Consider the following 20,722-nt stretch of genomic DNA (forward strand, 5'->3'; position numbering starts at 1 on the left):
CACGGCCGTCCTCTCAGGCAGGCGCATCGTCGCCTGCCTGACATCGAGCAGGCAGCGGCTGCCTTCATGGCGGCCGATCTCCCCTGGTTGGCCCCAGCGGCGAGGGACGTGCTTGCGGGGACGCCAGAAGTTCACGGTCGGCCGGACGGTCAAGTACCCCCGCCGCCCGCGAAGCGAGTCCGGCGCTGACATTTCGACCGACCGTCCGTCGAGCGCGTCACACGGTCGGCGCCGCCACCTTCTGGCGCAGCCCCAAAATCACCGCGCGCAGCATCTCCGCCCCCGCCTCGCCGGGATCCGGCAGGGTGCCGGAGCGGGAGGCGTAGATTCGCTCGTGCACGAAGGCGAGCTTGGCGATCACCGTCGGGGTCAGCTTGAACGGGTAGAGCGCCGGCTGGCCCATGCTGTGGGACAGGGAGTTGATCGCATAGGTGAGCGGCAGCCACGCCTCGATCAGCCGGTCGAGATCCTGGGTGTCGTAGGGGTCGAAGTCGATCACCGTGGGCGCCGACATCGCGTTGCGCAGGCGCGGGCGCACGTGCAGCTCGAAGGTCGAGGCGGTCTCCACCGTATCGACGATGTGCAGGTAGTGCGCGAAGGTCTCGGCGAAATCCTCCCACGGATGGGCGGTGGCGTAGGCCGAGACGTAGGAATCCTCCCAGTCGGCCGGGGCGCCGTGGGCGTAGTGATCCTGCAGGGCCCGGACGTAGTTCAGGCTCTCGTCGCCGAACAGCGACCGGAACGCGCCCAAGGTCGGCCCGTTCATCACCAACAGGTACCAGAAGTAATGCCCGATCTCGTGCCGGAAATGGCCGAGCAGGGTCCGGTAATGCTCGCCGAACAGGATCCGGCGCCGCTCGCGCTCGACATCGTCGGCCTCGGCGATGTTCATGGTGATCAGGCCGTTGATGTGGCCCGTGAGCACCGGCGTCCCGTACGAAAAGCTCTCCGACGGATCGACCAGGAAATCGAAGGCCAGCCCGTCGGTGTACTGAGCCCGGGTCGCCAGGGGCAGTTCGAGGCGCAGCAGCGAGTAGAACAGCCGGCGCTTGGCCGCCTCGATCTGGCGCCAGCGGGTGAGGTTCCAGGCTTGCGACAGGTCCGGCACCACCCGGTTGTGCCGGCAGGCGGTACAGAAGATGTCGGGACTGTCCTCCGCCACCAGCCAGTTGCAGGCCCCCGAGAGGGCGTTGTTGCAATAGCGGTAGCGCCGGCCGGAATCCGCGTAGGCGTGGAACGTCTGGGCCCCGCCCATCGCCGGATGGGTCGACAGGCCCACGGGCTCCAGGGCCGAGACCTCATGCGCCGCGCAGACATAGCCCAACCGGCGCGCGCAGCTCTCGCAGGCGGTCGCCTCGAAGGTGACCGGCTGGTCGCAGGCTTGGCACTGGAAGAGCTTCATCGCGCGGTCCCGGGTCGGCAACCGACCCACCTCTCGATCAAATAAGCGCGACCGGCAAAGTTCCGGCCAAGGTCGGCGGCGAACCACGGAGGCAGCGGGTGCCGCACGGAAATTGCTTGTGACCCCATCCTTGGCACATAACCATGCTGGGACCCGGGACGATCGACCCGTTGCAGCGCCCAGCATCGGCTACGAGACCGCATTCGATCTTCAGACGGAGCCATCGTGTCGATCAAAGCCGCCCTGCACCATGTCACGCATTACCGCTACGACCGGCCGATCAGCCTCGGTCCCCAGGTGGTGCGCCTGCGCCCGGCCCCGCACGCGCGCACAAAGGTGCCAGCCTACGCGCTGACGGTGACGCCCGCCAACCACTTCCTGAACTGGCAGCAGGATCCGAGCGGCAACTGGCTCGCCCGCCTGGTCTTCCCGGAGAAGACCGACGAGCTGAAGATCGAGGTCGACCTCACCGCCGAGATGGCGGTGATCAACCCGTTCGACTTCTTCGTGGAGGATTATGCCCAGGTCCGGACCTTCGCGTACGAGCCCGACCTGTCGGAGGAACTGGCCCCCTATCTGGTGCCCGTGGACGCGGACGGGCCGGAGATCGAGGCGCTGCTCGCCCGGCTGCCCGAGGAGCCGAGCACGGTCCTGTTCCTGGTGGCGCTCAACGGCATGATCGCACGCGAGATCGCCTACGGCGTGCGCATGGAGCCGGGGGTTCAGACGCCGGCCGAGACGCTGCGGCTCAAGAGCGGCTCCTGCCGGGATTCGGCCTGGCTGCTCGTGCAGGTGCTGCGCCGGATCGGCCTCGCCGCCCGCTTCGTCTCCGGCTACCTGATCCAGTTGGTGCCCGACACCACCGCGGTCGACGGCCCGGCCGGCGCGTCGGCGGACTTCACCGACCTGCACGCCTGGGCCGAGGTCTACCTGCCGGGCGCCGGCTGGATCGGCATGGACGCGACCTCCGGGCTGCTCACCGGCGAGGGCCACATCCCGCTCGCCGCGACCCCGCATTACCGTTCGGCCGCGCCGATCTCGGGGGCCGCCGAGCCGGCCAAGACCGAGTTCGGCTTCGAGATGCGGATCACCCGGGTCGCCGAGACGCCGCGGATCACCAAGCCGTATTCCGAGGAGGTCTGGTCGGCCATGGATGCGCTGGGCGAGCGGGTCGATGCCGACCTCGTGGCCCAGGACGTCCGGCTGACCATGGGCGGCGAGCCGACCTTCGTGTCGGTGGACGATTTCGAGGCGCCGGAATGGAACATCGCCGCGGTCGGCCCGACCAAGCGGCGGCTCGCCGACACGCTGATCCGGCGCCTGCGCGACCGGTTCGGCCCGGGCGGCCTGCTGCATTACGGCCAGGGCAAGTGGTACCCGGGCGAGAGCCTACCGCGCTGGGCCTTCGCCCTGTACTGGCGCAAGGACGGCAAGCCGATCTGGAAGGATTCCGGCCTCATCGCCCCGGAGGTGGGTGAAGGGGCCGGCGGTACCGCCACCATCGCCCAGGCTCAGGCGCTGGCCGACGCGCTGGCCCGCCGGCTCGGCCTGTCCGACTACGTCTTCCCGGCCTTCGAGGACGGCGAGCTCTGGGAGAAGAAGGCCGCGGACCTGCCGGTCAACGTCACGCCGGCCGCCGCCAAGTCCGGCTCGGTGGAGTTCGACGCCCGGATCCGGCGCGTCTACGCCCGCGGTCTCGGCGAGCCGGCGGGCTACGTCCTGCCGCTGGCGAGCCTGCCCACCGGCAAGGACGGCGATGCCGACCGGGTCTGGATCTCGGAGAAGTGGGCGTTCCGCCGGGGCCAGGCCTTCCTGGTGCCGGGCGATTCGCCCCTCGGCTTCCGGCTGCCCCTGTCGTCCCTGCCCTACGTGCCGCCGGAGCACTATCCCTATTACCAGCCGCAGGACCCGCTGGAATCCCGCGGGCCTCTTCCCGACGACCCGATGGCCAAGACCGTCGTCAACGGCGCCGGCATCACCGGCGTCGCGGTGCGCACCGCGCTCGCCATCGAGCCCCGGGACGGGATCGTGCGGGTGTTCATGCCCCCGACCCAGCGCGCCGACGAGTATCTCGAACTCGCCGCCCATCTCGAGGCGGCGGCCGCCGAGCTGAAGCTGCCGATCCATATCGAGGGCTACGAGCCGCCCTACGATGCGCGCATCGGCCTGATCAAGGTCACTCCCGATCCCGGCGTGATCGAGGTCAACGTCCACCCGGCCGCCTCCTGGCGCGAGGCGGTGGCGATCACCACCGACCTCTACGGCGAGGCCCGGCAGACCCGGCTCGGCGCGGAAAAGTTCATGGTCGACGGGCGCCATACCGGCACCGGCGGCGGCAACCACGTGGTCATGGGCGGCGTCACGCCGGACGATTCGCCGTTCCTGCGCCGGCCCGACCTGCTCAAGAGCCTGGTGCTCTACTGGCAGCGCCACCCGGCGCTCTCGTACCTGTTCTCCGGCCTCTATATCGGCCCGACCAGCCAGGCCCCGCGCATGGACGAGGCCCGCCATGACGGGCTCTACGAGCTGGAGATCGCGCTCGCCCAGATCCCGGCCGCCGACGCCCCCAACATCCCGCGCTGGCTGGTCGACCGGGTGTTCCGCAACATCCTGGTGGACGTCACCGGCAACACCCACCGGGCCGAGATCTGCATCGACAAGCTGTACTCGCCGGACGGGCCGACCGGGCGGCTCGGCCTCCTGGAATTCCGCGCCTTCGAGATGCCGCCGGATGCCCGCATGAGCCTCGCGCAGCAATTGCTGCTGCGGGCCCTGGTGGCGTGGCTGTGGCGCGAGCCGCAGACCGGCGGTTGTGTCCGCTGGGGCACGACGCTCCACGATCGCTTCATGCTGCCGCATTTCCTCTGGGCCGACTTCCTCGGGGTGCTGGAGGATCTCGGGGCGGCAGGCTACGCCTTCGACCCGGTCGCCTTCGAGGCGCAGGCCCAGTTCCGCTTCCCGGTCTTCGGCGTGGTCGAGCAGGGCGGGGTCCGGATGGAACTGCGCCAGGCGCTGGAGCCCTGGCACGTGATGGGCGAGGAAGGGACGAGCGGGGGCACCGTGCGCTTCGTCGACAGCTCGGTCGAGCGGCTTCAGGTCAAGGTCGAGGGCTTCGTGCCCGAGCGGCACGTCATCGCCTGCAACGGCCGCCGGCTGCCCATGACCGGCACCGGCCGCGCCGGCGAGGCCGTGGCCGGCCTGCGCTTCAAGGCGTGGCAGCCGGCCTCGTCGCTGCACCCGACGATTCCCGCCCACTCGCCGCTGACCTTCGACATCCTCGATGTCTGGAGCGGGCGCTCGCTCGGCGGCTGCCGCTACCACGTCGCCCATCCGGGCGGCCGGAACTACGAGACCCACCCGGTCAACGCCTACGAGGCGGAGGGGCGCCGCCTCGCCCGCTTCGAGCCCCTGGGCCACACGCCGGGCCGGATCGAGATGCCCCGCGCGGAGACGAGCGCCGAGTTCCCGCTGACCCTCGACCTGCGCACGCCGGCTCCGACATGACCGGGGCCTGGTAATGGAGGCGGCGCTCGCATCCGGCGCCGCCCGGGCCGAGGCGGTCGAGAGCCCGCGGGAGCGCGTCGCGCGCTGGACCGCGGGCTATCGCGCCGCCTCCGGCCGGCCGGACGAGTTCCTGGGACCCGACGGCGCCCCGCGGGGGGCGTGGCCGCGCCTCCTCGACCATCTCGGCGCGCTCACCGAACCGGAGATCCTAGCCCGCTTCGTCTCGGCGGAGCGGCATATCCGCGATGCCGGCATCTCCTTCCGCATCTCGGGCGACCAGCGCGAGCATCCGTGGCCGCTGGGCTGCCTGCCCCTGGTGGTCGAGGGCGCCGAGTGGCGCGATCTCAGCGCGGGCATCATCCAGCGCGCCGAGCTGATGGAGGCGATCCTCGCCGATGCCTACGGCGAGGGCCGGCTGGTCGCGGATGGACTGCTGCCCGCCGCGATCATGGCCGGGACGCCCGAATTCCTCCACACCCTGCACGGGGTCGCGCCCCCCGGCGGCCACTACCTGAAGCTATACGCCGCCGATCTCGGCCGGGGGCCGGACGGGCGCTGGCAGGTCCTGGCCGACCGGACGCAGGCGCCCTCGGGCCTCGGCTGGGCGCTGGAGAACCGCATGGTCCTGGCTCGGACCTTCCCGGACTTCTTCCAGGACCTCCATGTCGAGCGCCTGCCGGCCTTCTTCCAGGCGTTCCGCGAAGGCCTGGCCCTCGGGGCCGAGCGCTCCGACCCGCGCATCTGCCTGCTGACCTCCGGCCCCTACAGCAGCACCTATGTCGAACAGGCGGCGCTCGCCCGCTATCTCGGCCTGATGCTGGTCGAGGGCGACGACCTGGTCATGCGGGATGGTGCCCTGCACGTGCGCACCGTCTCGGGGCTCAAGCGGGCCGACGCCCTGTGGCGCCGGATCGACGCCGACTATCTCGACCCCCTCGAGCTCAACCCGGCCTCGCGGCTGGGCGTGCCCGGCGTGATCGAGGCCCTGCGCAACGGCTCCCTGGTGATGGCCAACATGCCGGGCTCGGGGCTGGTCGAGTCCGCGGCGCTCGCGCCCTATCTCGACGGCATCGCCCGCCGGCTGCTGGGCGAGCCTCTGCGGCTTGGGCATCCGCGGGCCTGGTGGTGCGGCGATCTCGAAGGCCTGGCCCATGCGCAGGCGAACCTCGACAGCCTGATCCTGCGCCCGGCCGCCACGCCCCAGCGCGGGGCGGGGCGCGACGCGATGCTGGCCCCCCAGGCCCTGGCGGCGGAGCGGGCGCGGGTCGTCGCCGCTCTGCGCGACCGGCCGTTCGACTACGTCGCCCAGGAGGCCGCGCCGCTCTCGACCATGCCCGGCTGGGAGCGCGGCGAGGATGGCGGCCTCGTCCTGGTGCCCCGCCCCTTCGTGGTGCGCGTCTTCGCCGCCCGCACCCCGTCCGGCTGGCAGGTGATGCCGGGCGGCTTCTGCCGGGTCTCGGAGCGCGAGGATGTCGACCCGATCGAGATGCGGCTCGGCATCCGCTCGGCCGATCTGTGGGTGCTGTCCGAGAACCCGGTCGAGGCACCGCTGATCGGCTCCCACGCGGCCCCGCGGGTGCGCCGGGTCGGCGGCCACCTGCCCTCCCGGGCGGCCGACGGCCTGTTCTGGCTCGGCCGCTATCTCGAGCGCACCGAGGCGGTGATCCGCCTGGTCCTGGCTCATCTGCGCAGCGTCGGCGACGCGGTCGGGGCCGACATCTCGGGAGCCCTCGACACCCCGGCCGCCCTGGCCCTGCGGGCGATCCTCTACGAATGGGGCGCCATCGGCGCCACCGACCTGCCCACCGCCCGGCTCGCCCAGGAAGCGCTCACCGGGCGCGAGCGCTCGGGCTCGGCCCGCGCCCACATAGTCTCGGCCCGGCGCAACGCCGCCGCGCTGCGCGCCCGCCTCTCCGGCGAGACCTGGCGGGTGCTCGCCGACCTGATCGAGAGCGTGTCCCTCGACACCGAGCGGACCTTCACCGAATCGCAGCTCGCCGGCCGCGCCGAGCGGGCGCTGAGCCAGCTGGCCGCCCTGTCCGGCCTCACCCACGAGAACATGAGCCGGGCGGAGGGCTGGCACTTCGTCGAGCTCGGCCGGCGCGTCGAGCGGGCGATCAACATCTGCACCTTCGCGCTCTCCTTCGCCAACGACGAGGCGACCCCGGGCTGCCTCGGGGTGATGCTGTCGCTGTGCGATTCGCAGATCAGCTACGGCCGGCGCTACATGCAGGGCGCGGCCCTCGACCCCGTGCGCGACATGGTCCTGCTCGATCCCTACAACCCGCGCTCGATCGCCTTCCAGGCAGAGGCGATCGCCCGGCACCTCGACGACCTGCCGGCGCTGTCGGCCGACGGCATCCCGGAGCCGCACCGCCGCATCGCCTCCCGGATCCTGGCGGAGCTGCGCAGCGGCGAGGCCGCCGATTTCGACGCCGTGCGCCTCACCGCCCTGGAGACCGACCTCGAACGCCTCGCCGACGGCATCGCGGTCCGCTACTTCCCGGCCGGGCCGAACGCCCTGCGCCCGGAAAAGCTGACGGGCCTGGCGTGATGATGGGCGCCGCGCAATCCGGCCTGGATTCCTGTTCCTGCGTCAGGATCGCCGCAAAACCGGTGACCCTTTCGGCCTATGATGTGTGCGACAGAGGCAGAATCGCGCGGCCGCCGGGATGATCTACACGCTGCGCCACCGCACCACCTACCGCTACGGCAAGCCGGTGCGCTTCGCCCGCTGCTCGCTGCGGCTCAAGCCGCAGGACGGCGAGGGCCAGAGCGTCCTGGCGAGCGCCGTGACCATCGACCCGAGCCCCACGACCGCGGTGATGCGGCGCGACTATTTCGGGATCGAGGCCGTGGCGATCACCCTGGATACCCCCCACACCACCTTCAGCGTCGAGGCGCTGTCGACCGTGCGGGTTGAGCGCCGCACCCCGCCGGAGGCGGAAGCCGGCCAGTCCTGGGAGCGGGTCCGCGACGCCGTGGTGGCCTCGCGCGATCTCGGCGGCCGGGCGCCGGTCCATTTCCTGTTCCCGAGCGGCCGGGTGCCCCTCGTCCCCGACGTAACCGAGTATGCCCGGGCGAGCTTTTCGCCCGGCCGCAGCGCCTACGGGGCGGCCCACGACCTGATGCTGCGCATCGGCGCCGATTTCCGGTTCGATGCCAAGGCCACGAACGTGCGCACGCCGCTCGCCGAATCCTTCGCGCTGCGGGCCGGGGTCTGCCAGGACTTCGCCCATGTGATGATCGCCGGCCTGCGCGGCATGGGCCTGCCGGCGGCCTATGTCAGCGGCTACCTGAGGACCGTGCCGCCCCCCGGCCGGCCGCGCCTGCGCGGGGCGGATGCGAGCCACGCCTGGGTGGCGGTCTGGTGCGGCGAGGGCTGGCTCGGCCTCGACCCGACCAACGGCGTGCCGGTGCGGGACGACCACATCGTGGTGGCCCGGGGCCGCGATTACGGCGACGTGGCGCCGGTGGACGGCATCGTCAGCGGGTCGGGCAAGCAGCGCCTCAAGGTCGAGGTCGACGTCATCCCCGAGACCGAGACGCAGGATTTTTCCCAGCCCGGCCTCGCCCTGGTGGGGTGAAACCACGCCCGGCCGGGTCCCGTGATGGCGACGTGTCCGGGCTGCCCGCTTCGCCTTGACGTTTCCCGTTCTGTCTCCCAATCTGTTACATGTAACGGATGGGGGCATCGATGGTTACGTCCATCGCCGAGCGCGTTCGGAAGCGTCGGGACGCCTTGCGCGCGGCGGGGCTCCGGCCTGTGCAGATCTGGGTGCCGGACACGAGCCGGCCGGGTTTTGCCGAGGAGTGCCGGCGGCAATCGCTGCTGGTGGCGGCAGCCGATGCCTCCGACCCTGAGCTGAACGCCATCCTCGACACCGCCCTCGCGGATCTCGACGACCCGGACGAGACGTGAGGCGCGGCGATCTCGTTACCGTCGCCATGGCGGGCGATTTCGGGAGACCGCGTCCGGCCCTCGTGATCCAGTCCGACGCATTCGCTGAGACCGGCACTGTGACGGTCCTCCTGCTGTCGGCGACGCTGGTGGACGCACCGCTGATCCAGTTGACCGTGCAGCCCACGCTGGGGAACGGCCTGAACAAGCCGTCTCAGATCCAGATCGACAAGGGCATGTCGGTGCGGCGGGAGAAGGTCGGGCCGCCGATCGGCCGCCTTGATGACGCGACCCTGCTGGCGGTGACGCGCTCCCTCGCGCTGTTTCTCGGTCTGGCGTAGTTTTTGGCGACCGGATCGGCCGCCGGCTCTCACCACATCGTCTTGGCGGCCCGGGCTGGCCATTCCGCGTCGTAGGTCTGGCCGCCGACCTCCCCCGCGGTGAGGGCGGCCAGGATCGCCCCGGGGCTCGGCAGCTCCGCCAGATCGACCCGGGCCTCGGGCTCCCACAGCCGGGACCGGATGATCGCCCGGGCGCATTGGAAATACGCGGCCTCGACCGTGATCACGAGGGCCGTGCGCGGCGCGTGGCCGTCCACCCGGAACGAGTCCAGGAGGTCCGGATCGGCCGAGATCACCGCCGTCCCGTTCACCCGGAAGGTCGTGCCCGAGCCCGGGATCAGGAACAGCAGCGCCACCCGCGGGTCGCGCACGACGTTGCGGAGGGAATCGATCCGGTTGTTGCCGCGCCGGTCGGGCAGGATCAGCCTGCGCGGGTCGGCGACCCGGACGAAGCCCGGCCGGTCGCCCCGCGGGCTGCAATCGAGCCCCTCGGGGCCGGATGTGGCCAGCACCGCGAAGGGCGATGCGGCGATCAGCGCCGCGTAATCCGGCGTGATCACCGCCGTGACCTTGACCACGGAGGCTGGGGCCAGGGACGCGGCGTAGAGCGCCTCCAGCTGCGCTTCGGTCTCGACGATCATCGCGACCTCACGCGACCTTGGCCGCGCCGGCCGTGAAGGCGGCATGCTCGGCCACCAGGGCGCCCGACAGAGCGGCTTCGATCAGCGCCCGGGTCTCCGCCACCCCGTAGAGGGCGACGAAGGAGCCGAAGCGCGGCCCCCGCGCCTCGCCGAACAGCACGTTGTACAGGCTCGTGAACCAGGCCTGCGACACGCCGGGCCGTCCGTCCGGGCTCTTGGCCTTGCCGGACGTATCGGGGAAATGCCGCCGCCCGACCTCGTAGACCGCCGCCTGCAGGGCCTCCGGGTCGGTGGAGCCGGCATGCGCGGCCAGCGTCTCCGACAGGTCCCCGAGGGCCGCCCGCTCCTCGGACGAGGGCTCCCGGTAGGTCTTGGCCGGGCGCACGAAGTCGGAAAAATACTTCAGGGCGTGGACCACCAGCCGGTCGAGGCCCGGATGGGTCTCCGGCCCGGTCTGCGGCGCGTAGCGGCGGATGAAGCCCCACAGCACCGCCGGGTCCTCGGTGTTGGCCACCGCGGCGAGGTTGAGCAGCATCGCGAAGGTCAGGCTCGCGCCCTCGACCCGCTCGGGCTCCGGCGGGTTGCCGGCATGCAGGTGCCAGACCGGGTTGCCGAGGCGCAGCTTCGCGTCCTGGCCGGCATAGCGGTCGAGGAAGCCGATATACTCGTCCACGTGCCGCGGGATCACGTCGAAGAACAGGCGCTTGGCCTCGCGGGGCTTGTTGTACATGAATAGGCCCAGGGATTCCCGCGTGCCGTACTTCAGCCACTCGTCGATGGTCAGGCCGTTGCCCTTCGACTTCGAGATCTTTTGGCCCTTCTCGTCGAGGAACAGCTCGTAGTTGAAGCCCTCCGGCGGCTCGCCGCCGAGCGCCCGGGCGATCTTGCCCGACAGCTTGACCGAATCGATCAGGTCCTTGCCGGCCATCTCGTAATCGACGCCCAGCGCGACCCAGCGCATCGCCCAGTCGGGCTTCCATTGCAGCTTGGCATGGCCGCCGGTCACCGGGGTCTCGTAGCGCTCGCCCGTGGCGGGGTCGCGCCAGATCAGGGTGCCGGTCTCGACCCGCACCTCGTCGATCGGCACCTGCATGACGTGGCCGGTGACCGGGTGGAGCGGCAGGAACGGCGAGTAGGAGGCCGAGCGCTCGGCGCGCAGCGACGGCAGCATGATCTCCATCACGGCGTCGTAGCGCTCCAGCACGCGCAGCAGCGCCGCGTCGAACCGGCCCGACGTGTAGTAGTCGGTGGCGGAGGCGAACTCGTAGTCAAAGCCGAAGCTGTCCAGGAAGGCGCGCAGCCGGGCGTTGTTGGCCGCGCCGAAGGAGGGGTATTCGTTCGAGAACGGATCCGGGATGCGCGAGAGCGGCTTGCCGAGATGGGCGGCCAGCATCTCGCGGTTCGGCACGTTGTCCGGGACCTTGCGCAGCCCGTCCATGTCGTCCGAGAAGGCGAGCAGCCGGGTCGGCACGGCGTCCCGGGTCAGCACCCGAAAGGCGTGGCGGACCATGGAGGTGCGGGCGACCTCCCCGAAGGTGCCGATATGCGGCAGCCCCGACGGCCCGTAGCCGGTCTCGAACAGCACTTCGGTCTTGCCGGATTTCTCCAGCCGCGCGACGAGCTTGCGCGCCTCCTCGAAGGGCCAGGCGGCGGCCGTGGCGGCCGCCTCGATCAGGTCGGGGTCAAGGGTCAGGGCAGGTGCGGCGGGCATGATTTCGTGGGTGACGGAACGCTGGGAGCGCGCACCCTAGAGCGGTTCGAGCCCCAGCGGAACGCCCGTGGGCGCAATCCGGTGTCCCGGGGGCGTTCGGGGCAGGCTGATTGGGTTTAGCGCAGCCTCACGGGCCATATTGGGCCCAGATGGCGCGCACCTCGGCATCGCTCGCGAAATCACCCCGCGCGGCTGCGGCCACGGATTCGTCGAGTTCCGCCTCCTCTTCCGGGGTGAACTGGTAGAGGGGCGCGTCCTCATTGACGAAGGCCAGCATCAGACGGGCGATCTCATCCTGAAGGTCGGGAGCGAGGTCCCGCGCCCTGGCCACCGCCTTGTCGAGAAGGTCCGTCATGCCTCGATCCTGTCGGGGAGACCCGGCGCCGTGCAGGATCCCCGATTCGCTGGCGGGAAGAAAGCCCCTTAGAACGGGCTCACCGGGAAGAACCGCAGGTACAGCTCGGTGTATTTCCCGTCGTCCCAGACCCGCTGGAGCGCGTCGTCCAGCGCCCGGGACAGCGCCGCATCCTCCTGGCGGGTGATCAGCCCGATGCCCTCGCCGAAATAGCGGTTCTCCAGATAGTCGCCGCCGATCAGGGCGCAGCAAGTCTCCGCCTCCTGGCCGCCGACATAGAGGGCAAGGTTGAGGCCGTCGGCGAACAGGTAGTCGATCTCGCCGCGCTTGAGCGCGCCCTCGGCGGCCGCGAGGTCGAGGAATTCCTTCGGGACGGCCTTCGGGAAGAAGGCCTTGAGGTAGGCGGCGTGCGCGCTGCCGCCCATCACCCCGACGCTGCGGCCGGCCAGCGCCGCGGCCGAGGGGACCGGCAGGCCCTTGTCGGTGCGGGCCGCGAAGCGCGCCGGCCAGCGGAAATACGGCCGCGTCGCCAGGAACTTCTCGCGCAGGGGCGCGGTCAGCGGGATCGCGGCCGCGATCACGTCGCCCTGCCGGCTGTCCAGGGCGTCCAGCAGGGTATCGAACCGGCGCGCCTGCACCGTGCAGGTGATCGTCAGCTTCTCGCAGACGGCGCGGGCGAGCTCGACCGCGAAGCCGGTCGGGTTGCCGTCGGGGCCGGCGAAGTGCAGCGGCGGGAACTCGTCATCGGTCAGGAACCGGACCGCCCGGCCGGTCTGGGGCGCCTCGACCCGCTCGCCGCGGCTGCGCGGGTTCCAGAAATCGGGGACCGTCACGGTGGGGGTCGCGGCCTGCGGCCCCACGGGCGCCGCCGCGCAGGCGAGCGATCCGTCCCAGGCGAGGGCGGCGAGCACGGCCCATGCGAGCCACGAGCGTGTTCGATGTCCCCCCGACCTTGACGGTGGGATTGCGGCGATGCTCCTCTCGGAGGGCGGGGACAGGGTCTGGCTCACGCCCCTCTCCTACCACGTCCTGGGGCCACCGGGAGAGCGTCGGCGTGTCGATGCAGCGCCTGCCCACGGCCCCGATCTCCCGGCCGATCTCCCTGCCGCCGGAGATCGCCTTCCTGCGCGCCGAGGGAATCGACCCCCGCCTGCTCGCCCGGGCCGCCCGCGACGCCGCCGGCGCCGGGACCGACGCGGCGACCGCGCTGCTGAATGCCGGGCTGATGGACGAGACGGCCTATTACCGCGCCCTGGCCCGGCGCCTCGGCGCCCCGTTTCTCGACGGGCCGATCCCGTTCGGCCCGGGCCTGCGCTTTCCCGACAGCTTGGTCGCCGGCCTCGCGCCCCTCGCCCTCGGATCCGTCGCGCCCACCGTGCTGGCGCCGCGCGGCCGGCTGATCGCCGAACTCCTCGACGGACCGTCCCATGTCGCGATGCCCGCGATCACCAGCCCGACGCATCTGCGCGAGGCGGTGTTCGCCGCGATCCCCGGGGCGGTTTCGCCGCGATCCCCGGGGCGGTGGCGGATTACGCCGCGCAGGATCTGCGACGGCACATGCCCGAGCGGGCCGTGCCGCACGAGCCCGCGAGCCGGTGGTTGCTGCTCCTGGTGCTCGGATCGATCGCGGCCCTCTGCCTGTTCGCGATGCTGCCGCCGGCCCTCGCCCGTACGCTGACCCTGGCGGGGCAGGTCCTGTTCCTGGTGATGACGACGTTCCGGCTGGCCGCGCCGGTCATCGCAGCCCCGGTGACCGCCGAGCCGGTGGATCTGCTCGCCGAGGCCGAGCTGCCGATCTACACGGTACTGGTCGCCCTGCACCGCGAGGCCGCGGTGGTGCCGCGCCTGATCCAGGGGCTTGCGGCGCTCGACTACCCGGCGGCCAAGCTCGACATCAAGCTCCTGATCGAGGCGGACGACCCGGAGACCGCGGCGGCGCTGGCGCGGATCGCCCTCCCCGCCCGGTTCGCGGTCATCACGGTGCCGCCGGGGATGCCCCGCACCAAGCCGCGGGCGCTCAATGCGGCCCTGCCCCTGGCCCGCGGCGCCCTGCTCACGGTCTACGACGCGGAGGACGTTCCCGATCCCGGGCAGTTGCGGTTGTCCGCCTCCCTCTTCGCGCGTCTGCCCGAGCGCACCGCCTGCCTGCAGGGCCGGCTCGTGATCGACAATGCCGACGATTCCCGTCTGGCCCGGGCCTTCGCGCTGGAATATGCGGGCCTGTTCGACGTGCTAAACCCGGCGCTCGCACGTCTCGACATGCCGGTGCCCCTCGGCGGCCCCTCGATGCACCTGCGCACCCGGATATTGCGTGCGCTCCACGGCTGGGACCCGTGGAACGTCACCGAGGATGCCGATCTCGGGATGCGGCTCGCCCTGGCGGGCTACGCTGTGGGCGACCTGCCGAGCGCGACGATCGAGGAGGCGCCGGCGCGGCTGGGTCCCTGGCTGGCCCAGCGCACCCGCTGGCTGAAGGGCCTGATGCAGACCAGCCTCGCCCATGGGCGCCGCCCTCTGGCCAATGCCCGTCGCCTCGGCACCCTGGAGGCGCTCTGCGCGATCGCGCTGGTGCCCGGCACGGTGGCTTCGGCGCTGGCCTACCCCGTCTGCCTCACCTACGCCGCCTGGCGCTACCTGGTCCTGGAGATCCCGGTCGCCCCGAACTTCCCGGACAACCTCGCCGCCGGGGTCGCCATCACCCTGTTCGGGGTGGGATTCGCCGCCATGGTCCTGCCGGCCCTGGTCGGCTGCGTCCGGCGCGGCTGGGGCGATCTCGCGCAGGCGGCGCCCTGGGTGCCAGTCTACTTCCTGCTGGTCAGCCTGGCCGCCTGGCTCGCCCTCATCGAGTTGGTCCGCGCCCCGGTGCGCTGGAACAAGACCCCGCACGGTCTGTCGCGCACATCGCGCAGCGGCCGGCTGCACCGGCGGGGGCTCTGAGATGTGGAATCGGACGGCCCGGCCGTTGCGGGCGTGCGGAACTTTGGGAACAGTCGGCCAAGCCGGCTCGTTCGGCCCATGCGGCACGTCGCTTTGGCGAGCCGAAGACGACTAGGACAACTCTATGGCTACCGGTACCGTGAAGTGGTTCAACGAGACCAAGGGCTACGGCTTCATCCAGCCCGATGATGGCGGCAAGGACGTGTTTGTCCACATCTCGGCTGTCGAGCGCGCAGGGATGCGCAACCTGATCGAGGGACAGAAGATCTCCTACGACGTCGAGGCCGATCGGCGCAGCGGCAAGGAGAGCGCGGCCAACCTGAAGGCCGACTGAGCTTTCCCGATCCGGGACCGAAGCGTGGGCGCTGGCTCGCGCTTTGGCTAACCGGAGCCGGCTACCATCGGTCCCGCGAGCCATGTTGCGTATCGGCTCGCGCCGGTGAACTCGACGACCTCCCGCTGGTCCGTAATCGGATCGGGCAGCGGGGGGCGCATCACGTCCGGCGTGTCCCGGAGAGGCCGGGCCCTATGGGTCCGGGCTCATCAGGGTCGCATGGCGGTCATACGCCTTCCAGACCGGCAACGAGCCCTCCCGGACGAACATCGCGAAGGCCTCGATCGCCTCCCAACGCTCGAAGGCCTGCGCGCCGTCCAGCGCTCGACCGACGATGCAGGCGCCCTCGGATGCGCCCGCGCCGGGAGGGCGCCGTTCCAGCCCAAAGACCACGCCGGATCGGTCGGGCCTCAGGGCATCCGGCAGGGCCGCGATGCGGCGCCAGAGACAGTGCCACTGGGCGCAGGCCTCGGGCCGCTCCGGGTAGATCCCGCAGGACCGGCCGGTGCTGTGCCGGCACAGGACGCCCGCCGGCTTGTCGAGCGCCTTGATCTCCAGGATTCGGCAGCAGGCCGTGCAGGATCCGCAGGATCGGCCGGGGACGAGACCGCCGGCGGCGCGAGAGGCCGTCACGCGCGGGAGGCCGCAATCGCGGAGGTCGAAGCCGCAATCGCGGAGGTCATCGCTGATCCTGTGGAGAGCCGACGCGCACGGGGCGCGCGGGCATGCCGGCCCGGGGTGTTACGGTGTTGCAGCTCGTCGCCCGCGGTGAAGAACCCGATCGATGCCCGAGAACGCCACGCTCTGGGACCTCGTATCCGAGGAACGCATCGCGATCGAGGAGGTCAGGTGCGCGGTCGACGCCTATCTCGCCGAACCCACCACGCAGAACCACGCGATCGGGCCGGATCACATCCTCGACCTGGCCGCGGCCGTGGCGGCGCATGCCTTCGCCCCCGCCACGCTGGTCGATGCCGAGGCCGACGCGCCGTCCCGCCGCATGGCCGTGCGATCGGCCCTGCTCATGGCACGCCCCACGGTGCGATGACGCCTCTGGCGGCGTCATCGCGGGCAGGCGTCCTTGGAACACCTCACAGAACGCCCGATCACCGGGCGTCCCCCCTCTGCACGAGACGGCGCAGAGGGCGTTCTGTGAGAGGCTCTTACTCGTCGTCGTCGTCGTTGACTTCCACGAGATCGGCGGTGTTCTCGTCGTCCTCGTCGACCACGAGCGTGTCGTCCTCGACCGTCTCGCCGTCATCCTCGATGTCCAGGGCGTCATCGCCCTCGGTATCGGTATCCTTGTCGGCTTCCTCGGCCTCGACCTCGTCGAGCGACACGAGCTCGGGGCCCTCGGCCTCGTCCTCCTCGTCGGCCGGCGCCTCCTTGCGGGCCACGACGGGCGGGGCCGCCCGGCCGAACGACGTCGCGACGGCGGTCGGGACGACCTCGCCCGAGTAGGGGGAGACGACCGGATCCTTGTTGAGGTCGTAGAACTTCTTCCCCGTCGTCGGGCAGATCCGCTTTGTACCAAGGTCCGGACGCGCCACTGCAACTCTCCTTAGAACGTGTTCGATGCCGGATTGCCGGCGTGGTTTCGACGGTGTGTAGCACAGGACGGCGCCGGGTGGCCTGCCCCTGCCGAAAGGATCGAAAGGGCCCGCCGCCGGGGCAGAGATTGTTCGGACACGCCTGTCCGGATGCCCCGGCCGTGGTGCCGCGCCGGTGCGTCGCCCCCAGCCTATGACAGATTGCGCCGCGGAATGTCCGCAGATGACTGGCATCCGCGCGGCAAGGCTGGCATAGGGCACTTATGTCAGACGTACCACACCCCTACTCCATCGAGGTCTCCCCCATTGCCAAGCCGGAGGGCCATTTCCAATGGGCCATCCGCCGGAGCGGCAAGCTGATCGAGCGATCCGATCGTCCGCACCGCAGCGAGGCGAAGGCGTTCGAGAGCGCCATGGAGGCGATCGAGCGGGCGATGAAGCCCGGCGCCGACGGCGGCCGTCGCTGAATCCGACCTGCGCCGGCGACGTCACGATCCGTGACGCGCCACGCCGAATCAGGAGCGATTTCGGCGCAAGGCTCGACATGCGCGGCCGTCGGATCAGCCATCGGCGGCCGCGGCTAGAACCAACGGCGGTCCCGCTCGTTGTCGAACATGTCGCAGCGGAAAGACCAGCCTGACTGCTCCTGTTCGACGTTGCGCGAACGGCTCGCATTCAACATCCTGTTGGACGAGTTCGCCATCGCGGCGTTGTCCGATGCGCTCGCCCTCCTGCACGCCACCGGCGATCCGGGGGTCACGCAGATCGAGCACACGATCCGCACCCACCGCATCGCCATCCTGAAACAGCGCGTGATCCTCGGCGCCGCGGGCATCGAGCTCGAATGACCGCCCCGCCGCCCTTCGTCGTGCGGGCACGGAAACCGCATGGCACCGCCACGTACAATTGTCCGACGCCGGAATGGGCGCTCAAGAAGCTCGCCGACTTCCAGGCCGCGGGCCATGACAGCATCACCATCACCGGGCCGGACGGGCAATCTCTGACCGAGGCCGACCTCCTGGCTCTGGTGGCGGACCCCGACGGCGCGGCGCGCAAGGCCGCGCGCGTGACGGCCGACCTCAAGTCCTGAGCCGGCGGGCGGTTGCCCTCCCCCCGCTTCGCCAGGCGCGATCCGGCCTCAGCATTCCGGGAGGTTGACCGCGAGCCCGGCCAAGCTCGTCTCCTTGTACTTGGCGCTCATCTCCTCGCCGGTCTGGCGCATCGCCGCGATACAATTGTCCAGCGGCATGAAATGCGAGCCGTCGCCCCGCAACGCGAGCGAGGCCGCCGCCACCGCCTTGGTGGCCCCGATCCCGTTGCGCTCGATGCAGGGCACCTGCACCAGGCCGGCGACGGGGTCGCAGGTCATGCCCAGGTGATGCTCCAGGGCGATCTCGGCGGCGTTCTCGACCTGGGCCGGCGTCCCGCCGAGGACAGCGCAGAGACCGGCGGCCGCCATGGCGCTGGCCGAGCCGACCTCCCCCTGGCAGCCGGCCTCCGCCCCTGAGATCGAGGCGTTGTGCTTGATCAGCCCGCCGATCGCCGCGGCGGTCAGCAGGAATTCCGGGATCCGTGCCGGATCGGCCCCGGTGCAATGGTCGGTGTAGTACCGGATCACCGCCGGGATGACGCCGGCGGCGCCGTTGGTCGGGGCGGTCACGACCTGTCCGCCGGCGGCGTTCTCCTCGTTGACCGCCATGGCGTAGACGCTGAGCCAGTCCGTCATGACGTGCGGCTGGGCGATGTTCGAGCCCTGCTCCCGGTCGAGCTGATCGCGGATGCGCTTGGCCCGGCGCTTGACCCGCAAACCGCCCGGCAATTCGCCTTCCCGGGACAGGCCGCGCTCAATGCAGGCATTCATGGCCTGCCAGATCCGGGTGAGGCCCGCATCGACCTCCGCCTCGGCCCGGCCGACGACCTCGTTGGCGCGCTTCATCGCGGCCACCGGTAGGCCGCTGTCGCGGGCCATGCGCAGCATCGCCGCCGAGGTCTCGAACGGATAGGGCCACAGCCGCAGATCTGCGGCCGCACTGGGCGGCGGCAGGTCGGCCGCGCGCTGGGCCGCCGTCACCACGAAGCCGCCGCCGATCGAGTAGTAGGTCTCGGACAGGACCGGCGTGCCCGCCGCGTCCAGGGCGGTGATCACCAGCCCGTTCGCGTGCCCCGGCAGCGGCGGCCCGTAATCAAACACGATCGCGGTCGCGGGGTCGAAGGCGAGGCTTGGCAGGTCCGCCGGAGCGAGCCGCTTCTGGGCCTGAAGGGCCTCGAGCCGGCGCTCGGCTTCGTCCATGGCGATGTCGGCCGGGCGGAAGCCGAGGAGGCCGAGGGCCACCGCGCGGTCGGTGGCATGGCCCCGGCCGGTGAAGGCCAGCGAGCCGTGCAGGCTCACCCGGAGGGCTGCCGCCGCGGCGCGGGCCTCGTGCCGACGCAGGCAATCCAGGAAGTCGGCGGCCGCCGTCATCGGCCCCATCGTATGGGACGAGGAGGGGCCGATCCCCGGCTTGAACACGTCGAACACGCTGAGAAACATCGGTCTGCCTGTTCCGGCCGCGGGACCCCGTCATGGGCCCCGGTCAGTGTTTCGAGGCCGGCGGGGACCCGATGGAAGAAACGCGCCAAGCCTGGACAGGAGCCCGGCCCGGAGCGGAGCCGGCCCACAGCACCGTCTGTCGCGGTGCTTCCTTGCGCCGGACTGGCGGCGCTGCCGACCGGCCGGGGCGTCGTTCACGGGGTGCCGGATTTGTCGCTCTCGGCCCCGCGGCGCGTGCCGCCCCGGGCCGCCGCCTCCGCCTCGGTGCCGGCCCGATCCATCGGGCCATCCTGGGGCTTGACCGTGCCGGTGGCGGTGTCCAGCGGGGCATTGGCGAGCCCCTCCCGCGTCGGCTTGCCCGGGGGCATCCGCTGCGCCTGCGTGTCGGTCGGCACGTCAGCCATGCTGTGAGCCTTGTCCATCCTGCGGGCCGGCCGGCAGGCTCCCGTCCGAGGGCGCCCGGGGCGCTTCCTCGGGAGCCGCCGGAGGCCCGGGTTGATGCTTGGCTCCCGCCCGTGCCCGGCGCTGCGCGTCGTACTCGGTGTTGGCGAGGTCTTGGGTGTTGGCGAGGTTCTGGGTGTTGGCAAGGTCCTGCGTGTCGGTCTTCGGCGCGTCGGGCATGCGGAGGCTCCCTTTGGGAGGCAACCGCGTGAGACGCCCTCGGTATCCGGCCGCCATTCGGTCGCACGCCGCGACCGGGCCTCACAGGAACAGGACGGCAGGCGTCGTGTTGACGCCGATTCTATCTTCTCGAGGCGCAGCGATGTCGGGAATCGCCCGAAAGACCGATCCGAAGCTGTGGGACGCGGTCAAGCAGGCGGCCACGGAATCCGACAAGGGCGGCAAGCCCGGCCAATGGTCGGCCCGCAAGGCGCAGATGGCGACCGCCGCGTACAAGAAGGCGGGCGGCGGCTACGCCGGCCAAAAGGGCTCCGACAACCACCTCCAGCAGTGGACCGAGGAGGAATGGGGCACGAAATCGGCCGCGGAGAGCGGAAAGACCGGCGAACGCTACCTGCCCAAGACGGCCCGCGAGAGCCTGACCGATGCGGAATACGCGGCGAGCACCGCCAAGAAGCGGGCCGATACGCGCAAGGGCAAGCAGTTCTCGAAGCAGCCCAAGGCCGTTGCCAAGAAGGCCGCGGCGGCGCGGGCGGATGACGCATCCGGTCCGACGAAGGCCGAGCTGATGCGTCAGGCCAAGGCGCAGAACGTGTCCGGTCGCTCGCGGATGTCGAAGGCCGAGCTGGCCCGTGCGGTTCACGCCTAGGCCGGCCCCTACGAAAGACGTCCCGGGATGTGATCCCGGGACGCTCCTCGACTAAGCGGCCAGTCTGATCGGGCTGGGGATGCTTAGGTCAAGCGGAGTCGGTTCGGTCTTAGTACGAGCCGAACTTGTAGTTCAGGCCGGCGCGGACGACGGCGAACTCGTCGTCGCGGCGACCGATGGCGCTGTAGGCGACCGGGACGAGGTTGGCGGCGTTGACGACGAGGGCGCCCTGGTTGCGGTTGCCGC

Annotated in this window: 21 protein-coding genes and 2 pseudogenes; 12 read left to right on the top strand and 11 right to left on the bottom strand. The window is 71.1% G+C overall.

The window, feature by feature from the left end:
* Positions 1–217 precede the first annotated feature (217 nt).
* The gene (locus tag MKK65_RS06585) at positions 218–1,402 is read right to left on the bottom strand and encodes a putative zinc-binding metallopeptidase (RefSeq protein ID WP_243956459.1); all 1,185 of its coding nucleotides are present in this window, start codon (positions 1,400–1,402) and stop codon (positions 218–220) included.
* 225 nt (positions 1,403–1,627) lie between these two features.
* Here MKK65_RS06585 and MKK65_RS06590 point away from each other — a divergent pair, with 225 nt between their 5' ends.
* The 5 genes from MKK65_RS06590 (at position 1,628) to MKK65_RS06610 (ending at position 9,148) form a co-directional block, all read left to right on the top strand.
* Entirely contained in the window at positions 1,628–4,906 is a 3,279-nt protein-coding gene (locus MKK65_RS06590) for a DUF2126 domain-containing protein (protein WP_243956460.1), read from the top strand.
* Positions 4,907–4,919: 13 nt separating this feature from the next.
* Entirely contained in the window at positions 4,920–7,460 is a 2,541-nt protein-coding gene (locus MKK65_RS06595; RefSeq protein ID WP_243956461.1) for a circularly permuted type 2 ATP-grasp protein, read from the top strand.
* Between the two features lie 118 nt (positions 7,461–7,578).
* Positions 7,579–8,493 carry a transglutaminase N-terminal domain-containing protein gene (locus MKK65_RS06600; RefSeq protein ID WP_058192866.1) on the top strand — a complete coding sequence of 305 codons (915 nt, stop codon included), beginning with the start codon at positions 7,579–7,581 and terminating at the stop codon, positions 8,491–8,493.
* 110 nt (positions 8,494–8,603) lie between these two features.
* The gene (locus tag MKK65_RS06605; RefSeq protein WP_058192867.1) at positions 8,604–8,828 is read left to right on the top strand and encodes an antitoxin MazE family protein; all 225 of its coding nucleotides are present in this window, start codon (positions 8,604–8,606) and stop codon (positions 8,826–8,828) included.
* Positions 8,825–9,148: a type II toxin-antitoxin system PemK/MazF family toxin gene (locus tag MKK65_RS06610; RefSeq protein ID WP_058192868.1), complete on the top strand. Its 324-nt coding sequence runs from the start codon at positions 8,825–8,827 to the stop codon at positions 9,146–9,148. The genes MKK65_RS06605 and MKK65_RS06610 overlap by 4 nt, the downstream gene beginning before the upstream one ends.
* Positions 9,149–9,177: 29 nt before the next feature.
* Here MKK65_RS06610 and MKK65_RS06615 read toward each other — a convergent pair whose 3' ends face one another.
* From MKK65_RS06615 to MKK65_RS06630, 4 genes are all read right to left on the bottom strand, one after another.
* Positions 9,178–9,789, bottom strand: a complete 612-nt coding sequence (locus MKK65_RS06615) for a pyridoxamine 5'-phosphate oxidase family protein (RefSeq protein ID WP_058192869.1) — start codon at positions 9,787–9,789, stop codon at positions 9,178–9,180.
* Positions 9,790–9,796: 7 nt separating this feature from the next.
* The gene (locus MKK65_RS06620; protein ID WP_058192870.1) at positions 9,797–11,500 is read right to left on the bottom strand and encodes a lysine--tRNA ligase; all 1,704 of its coding nucleotides are present in this window, start codon (positions 11,498–11,500) and stop codon (positions 9,797–9,799) included.
* 127 nt (positions 11,501–11,627) lie between these two features.
* Entirely contained in the window at positions 11,628–11,855 is a 228-nt protein-coding gene (locus MKK65_RS06625) for a hypothetical protein (protein WP_058192871.1), read from the bottom strand.
* Between the two features lie 68 nt (positions 11,856–11,923).
* On the bottom strand, positions 11,924–12,820 hold the full coding sequence (locus tag MKK65_RS06630) for a transporter substrate-binding domain-containing protein (RefSeq protein ID WP_409565374.1): 897 nt from the start codon (positions 12,818–12,820) through the stop codon (positions 11,924–11,926).
* Between the two features lie 89 nt (positions 12,821–12,909).
* Between MKK65_RS06630 and MKK65_RS06640 the strand changes: the two are divergent.
* Positions 12,910–14,792, top strand: a pseudogene (locus MKK65_RS06640) (glycosyltransferase family 2 protein).
* Between the two features lie 124 nt (positions 14,793–14,916).
* Positions 14,917–15,126: a cold-shock protein gene (locus MKK65_RS06645; RefSeq protein ID WP_007563113.1), complete on the top strand. Its 210-nt coding sequence runs from the start codon at positions 14,917–14,919 to the stop codon at positions 15,124–15,126.
* Between the two features lie 192 nt (positions 15,127–15,318).
* Here MKK65_RS06645 and MKK65_RS06650 read toward each other — a convergent pair whose 3' ends face one another.
* Positions 15,319–15,759, bottom strand: a complete 441-nt coding sequence (locus MKK65_RS06650; protein ID WP_243956465.1) for a hypothetical protein — start codon at positions 15,757–15,759, stop codon at positions 15,319–15,321.
* A 151-nt stretch (positions 15,760–15,910) separates the two neighbouring features.
* Between MKK65_RS06650 and MKK65_RS06655 the strand changes: the two genes are divergently transcribed.
* Positions 15,911–16,174 carry a hypothetical protein gene (locus MKK65_RS06655; protein ID WP_058192872.1) on the top strand — a complete coding sequence of 88 codons (264 nt, stop codon included), beginning with the start codon at positions 15,911–15,913 and terminating at the stop codon, positions 16,172–16,174.
* A 115-nt stretch (positions 16,175–16,289) separates the two neighbouring features.
* Here the strand turns inward: MKK65_RS06655 and MKK65_RS06660 are convergent, their stop codons facing one another.
* Positions 16,290–16,676, bottom strand: coding sequence for a TIGR02300 family protein (locus MKK65_RS06660; protein WP_007563119.1), 387 nt, complete (start codon positions 16,674–16,676; stop codon positions 16,290–16,292).
* A 263-nt stretch (positions 16,677–16,939) separates the two neighbouring features.
* Here MKK65_RS06660 and MKK65_RS06665 point away from each other — a divergent pair, with 263 nt between their 5' ends.
* From MKK65_RS06665 to MKK65_RS06675, 3 genes are all read left to right on the top strand, one after another.
* Positions 16,940–17,143, top strand: coding sequence for a hypothetical protein (locus tag MKK65_RS06665; RefSeq protein ID WP_058192874.1), 204 nt, complete (start codon positions 16,940–16,942; stop codon positions 17,141–17,143).
* Positions 17,144–17,332: 189 nt separating this feature from the next.
* Entirely contained in the window at positions 17,333–17,524 is a 192-nt protein-coding gene (locus tag MKK65_RS06670; RefSeq protein WP_058192875.1) for a hypothetical protein, read from the top strand.
* Positions 17,521–17,766, top strand: a complete 246-nt coding sequence (locus MKK65_RS06675) for a hypothetical protein (RefSeq protein WP_058192876.1) — start codon at positions 17,521–17,523, stop codon at positions 17,764–17,766. Before MKK65_RS06670 ends, MKK65_RS06675 begins: the two co-directional genes overlap by 4 nt.
* Before the next feature lie 48 nt (positions 17,767–17,814).
* On the opposite strand, the gene MKK65_RS06680 is transcribed toward MKK65_RS06675, so the two are convergent.
* The 3 genes from MKK65_RS06680 to MKK65_RS06690 form a co-directional block, all read right to left on the bottom strand.
* Positions 17,815–19,206, bottom strand: a complete 1,392-nt coding sequence (locus MKK65_RS06680; RefSeq protein ID WP_243956466.1) for an L-serine ammonia-lyase — start codon at positions 19,204–19,206, stop codon at positions 17,815–17,817.
* 194 nt (positions 19,207–19,400) lie between these two features.
* The gene (locus MKK65_RS06685) at positions 19,401–19,610 is read right to left on the bottom strand and encodes a hypothetical protein (RefSeq protein ID WP_243956468.1); all 210 of its coding nucleotides are present in this window, start codon (positions 19,608–19,610) and stop codon (positions 19,401–19,403) included.
* Complete coding sequence (locus tag MKK65_RS06690) at positions 19,603–19,827, bottom strand: hypothetical protein (protein WP_058192879.1); 225 nt, start codon at positions 19,825–19,827, stop codon at positions 19,603–19,605. The genes MKK65_RS06685 and MKK65_RS06690 overlap by 8 nt, the downstream gene beginning before the upstream one ends.
* 142 nt (positions 19,828–19,969) lie before the next feature.
* On the opposite strand from MKK65_RS06690, the gene MKK65_RS06695 reads away from it, so the two are divergent.
* Positions 19,970–20,476 (top strand): hypothetical protein, encoded by a 507-nt coding sequence (locus MKK65_RS06695; protein ID WP_058192880.1) that lies wholly within the window; start codon positions 19,970–19,972, stop codon positions 20,474–20,476.
* Between the two features lie 109 nt (positions 20,477–20,585).
* Here the strand turns inward: MKK65_RS06695 and MKK65_RS06700 are convergent.
* Positions 20,586–20,722 (bottom strand): annotated as a pseudogene (locus MKK65_RS06700) (porin family protein); the annotation flags it as partial.

The organism is Methylobacterium sp. J-001, from assembly GCF_022829565.1.
Taxonomy (GTDB): Bacteria; Pseudomonadota; Alphaproteobacteria; order Rhizobiales; family Beijerinckiaceae; genus Methylobacterium.

Excerpts from the sequence above, each read along its gene's own strand:
- MKK65_RS06655 (WP_058192872.1), top strand. The coding sequence starts at position 15,911 with ATGCCCGAGAACGCCACGCTCTGGGACCTCGTATCCGAGGAACGCATC.
- MKK65_RS06620 (WP_058192870.1), bottom strand. The coding sequence starts at position 11,500 with ATGCCCGCCGCACCTGCCCTGACCCTTGACCCCGACCTGATCGAGGCG.
- MKK65_RS06645 (WP_007563113.1), top strand. The coding sequence starts at position 14,917 with ATGGCTACCGGTACCGTGAAGTGGTTCAACGAGACCAAGGGCTACGGC.
- MKK65_RS06595 (WP_243956461.1), top strand. The coding sequence starts at position 4,920 with ATGGAGGCGGCGCTCGCATCCGGCGCCGCCCGGGCCGAGGCGGTCGAG.
- MKK65_RS06690 (WP_058192879.1), bottom strand. The coding sequence starts at position 19,827 with ATGCCCGACGCGCCGAAGACCGACACGCAGGACCTTGCCAACACCCAG.
- MKK65_RS06675 (WP_058192876.1), top strand. The coding sequence starts at position 17,521 with ATGACCGCCCCGCCGCCCTTCGTCGTGCGGGCACGGAAACCGCATGGC.
- MKK65_RS06625 (WP_058192871.1), bottom strand. The coding sequence starts at position 11,855 with ATGACGGACCTTCTCGACAAGGCGGTGGCCAGGGCGCGGGACCTCGCT.
- MKK65_RS06665 (WP_058192874.1), top strand. The coding sequence starts at position 16,940 with ATGTCAGACGTACCACACCCCTACTCCATCGAGGTCTCCCCCATTGCC.
- MKK65_RS06685 (WP_243956468.1), bottom strand. The coding sequence starts at position 19,610 with ATGGCTGACGTGCCGACCGACACGCAGGCGCAGCGGATGCCCCCGGGC.
- MKK65_RS06615 (WP_058192869.1), bottom strand. The coding sequence starts at position 9,789 with ATGATCGTCGAGACCGAAGCGCAGCTGGAGGCGCTCTACGCCGCGTCC.
- MKK65_RS06680 (WP_243956466.1), bottom strand. The coding sequence starts at position 19,206 with ATGTTTCTCAGCGTGTTCGACGTGTTCAAGCCGGGGATCGGCCCCTCC.
- MKK65_RS06605 (WP_058192867.1), top strand. The coding sequence starts at position 8,604 with ATGGTTACGTCCATCGCCGAGCGCGTTCGGAAGCGTCGGGACGCCTTG.
- MKK65_RS06695 (WP_058192880.1), top strand. The coding sequence starts at position 19,970 with ATGTCGGGAATCGCCCGAAAGACCGATCCGAAGCTGTGGGACGCGGTC.
- MKK65_RS06600 (WP_058192866.1), top strand. The coding sequence starts at position 7,579 with ATGATCTACACGCTGCGCCACCGCACCACCTACCGCTACGGCAAGCCG.
- MKK65_RS06585 (WP_243956459.1), bottom strand. The coding sequence starts at position 1,402 with ATGAAGCTCTTCCAGTGCCAAGCCTGCGACCAGCCGGTCACCTTCGAG.